Source organism: Parendozoicomonas sp. 209JJ7-1, assembly GCF_058147085.1.
The window spans coordinates 1-2793 of record NZ_JBYVJU010000043.1; the positions used below are offsets into that span (position 1 = coordinate 1).

A 2793-nucleotide genomic window follows, 5' to 3' on the forward strand; every position below is an offset into this window, starting at 1 on the left:
ACGCGTGCTGATTATTGCTTTACAGATTGATTGCAGTATGGATGTGTTAAGTCGCAATTGTCTGCGGAGCCTTTGCCTGCTTCACGTGCCCGGATGACATGATCATAAGAAACAGATTTTTCAGGATCTAGATATCCATCACAAATTGGGCATTTAACAGCTGACTTTAATGCAACATTTATGAATGCTTCACTCTTAGCATCATCAGAAAAATTCTTTGCTTGGATTTCTGAATTTCCATGAATTAATTTTCCGTTTAAACCAGCACTGTCAATAAGAAACTGTTCTGTTACTTCTTCATTTTCTAGCAATTTCCCAATTAATGACTCAAGCATTGTTTCATATGCTTGAACACGTTTGTTGCTCATGTTTTTCTGAAGAATTGTTGCGATCAAATCTTTGTTTTGAACAAGGATATTTTCGAGCTGTGATCGTACTTTAGTGAATTTTGTAAAGAATGCTGAGTCGTTATTTGACAGCTTTTTACCAATTAAATTTACTGTTCCCATGAACATTGGTCCTGAATGCCTACCAGATGGACCATAGAAATAAACTGCTGGATGCAAGCCTAAGCTTCCATTGTCATTGCCAGTAATTCTATTTGCTAATCTTGCTGATTTTTTAAGAACCGTAACAGTTGCTTCGCCAGACTCATCTTCATCTTGGCCATATACATCCTTTGGTTTTCCTTCTTGGTTTCGATTTGCAGAAAGCATGAAGTCAATCAAGACTTGTAAAGCGGTTCTGACTCCTTTTGAGCCTCCCAAAGGCAAGTCAAGTGTTTTTATTGGTCGTGCAATTTCAGGCTCAAAAAGTACTTTATGAAGAGCTTTAGAATTATCTTCTATTTTTGAAGCTATTTCTGGTTCAAATGATGACCAATATTTATGGCCTTTACCTGCACGAATAACAGCACGAGATGCAATTGAAATAGGTCTTTTTCTGCTTTTTAGAAGAAGTTCCTCAACACTATCGAGCGGTGTCCCTTTTGTGTTGATTTTAAAAAATGAGCTTTCAGCCTTGTCAGCATCACCTTTTACCCATTGAATTGGTAATCCCCTAGCAATGATTGTGTTAATTTTCTTTCGTTCTGTTGGATCAATATCTTCACTTTCAAGTCTTGTTTGGTAATGTTGCCAGCTACCAACAGTTGAACTTACAAGTCTTCTTGTTTTCTCAGCAGCACGTTTCTGTTCGTCAGAGATCTCATGCCCAAAATATGCAAATGATAAAGGGCCATCCCCATAATCATCTTCAATCCATGATCTTAAAACACTTAGCCTGTGCCCACCATCAATTACAAATAGATATGTCGGTGACTGCCAGAGAATTACAGAAGGAATCAAATCTCCACTTGTAAAACATTCTAAAAGTGAAACAACTTGTTGTGGTGTCCAATGATTTGTTTCTCTTTGAAAATCTGGCTTTCTCAAGCTTGGGCCAATCAAACCACCTTTAGTGAAATCTCTAAGCGATATAGTTGAAACATTCTCAAATGCTGAGTCATCAGTTTCTTCTGATGCGAAATCCGCTCTTTTAATCAAAGCATCAAGGTTTACTAAATTAGCTCTTTTTGCCATTTAAAATATCCATTTATCATTAATAGCGATGTTGATTGAATGTGTGAAGCGTATAACGCCCGCATCAGGTGCGCCGAAGGCGTCACATGGATGCGCTTGTTAAGCGCGTATTAATATAGCCAACCGGTTCTAAATGAAATACCAACAAAAGCAAAGAGAACCGATATGATTGTTACTGGTATTATATGAAGTGCAAGAGACTTTATGTTGCTTTCAGAGAGTTTTGGAATTATTCGTAATCTAGCATCGATTGCTAGAAGGAATGTAAACCCGAGAAGAATTATCTTTATGCTGATTATTCTGGATATGGGATTTTCAAAATTAAACCACATGGAGAAATCAGGAAGCAACTTATATGAAAGATGTAATCCTGTCAGAATTTGGGTGATTAAAGCCGGAATACCAATTTTCTCGTAGCAACCCTCAAATTTTGAAAGGAAAGTAATATCATTTTCCTTCAGTGCTTTTGGTAGAACGGTTGTTGCTAAAACTATGTGTCCGCCAGTCCAAATGGTTGCACCGAGGAGGTGAAGGAATAAAAATATTTCGTACATCATATTTCCCTTCTTGGACTTATGAGGTTTTAAAGTCCACGGTTATTTCTAGCATTAGAAACAGTCGCTTCATTATATACGGATTTATAGCCAGCATTTAATAGTGCTGATTGAGCTATACCAGCTCTACGTCCACTACGGCAGTACAAATGGATCTCGGTATTCTTGTTGGGATATAACTTTTGTACTTCGCTAACAATCTTTTCGTAAGAAATACGAAGATCGCCTTCTATATGATTTATCCTATGCTCTGCAACAGTTCTAACATCAATCCACACGCTTTCAGCATGAGAAAGAAGGGGCGTGCTTAAGAACAGAATAAGGATGATGATTTGCAAAGGATTTTTTAGCAGCATGTGACGGTATCTATCCTAAATACTTTTCTTAGAAAGAATATTCATTCTAACAGCGAGTGACTTATAGAAATAGCGCTTAACGCCCGCATCAGGTGCGCCGAAGGCGTCACTTGGATGCGCTTGTTAGGTGCTTACCCGGTTTGCATTGAATGTGCCGCACCACAATACGAAGTGTGTACTTTGGTTGTGGCTGGCTGCACGAATGTATGGACACAAGACTTAACGCCGCAAGCTGTGAGCTAAACAAAGCACAGATTTTTATAGCGGCGCGACTCGAAGGAATGAACTTCGATGTTTTTAGCC

At 38.4% G+C, this 2793-nt stretch carries 3 protein-coding genes; all 3 read right to left on the minus strand.

What is annotated here, in order from left to right:
- Positions 1-11 precede the first annotated feature (11 nt).
- Positions 12-1580, minus strand: a complete 1569-nt coding sequence (locus ACY2RQ_RS19035; protein ID WP_490114592.1) for a DUF262 domain-containing protein — start codon at positions 1578-1580, stop codon at positions 12-14.
- A 110-nt stretch (positions 1581-1690) separates the two neighbouring features.
- Entirely contained in the window at positions 1691-2137 is a 447-nt protein-coding gene (locus tag ACY2RQ_RS19040; RefSeq protein WP_490114593.1) for a copper resistance protein CopD, read from the minus strand.
- A gap of 26 nt (positions 2138-2163) precedes the next feature.
- Positions 2164-2490 carry a rhodanese-like domain-containing protein gene (locus ACY2RQ_RS19045; RefSeq protein ID WP_490114594.1) on the minus strand — a complete coding sequence of 109 codons (327 nt, stop codon included), beginning with the start codon at positions 2488-2490 and terminating at the stop codon, positions 2164-2166.
- Positions 2491-2793: the final 303 nt, after the last annotated feature.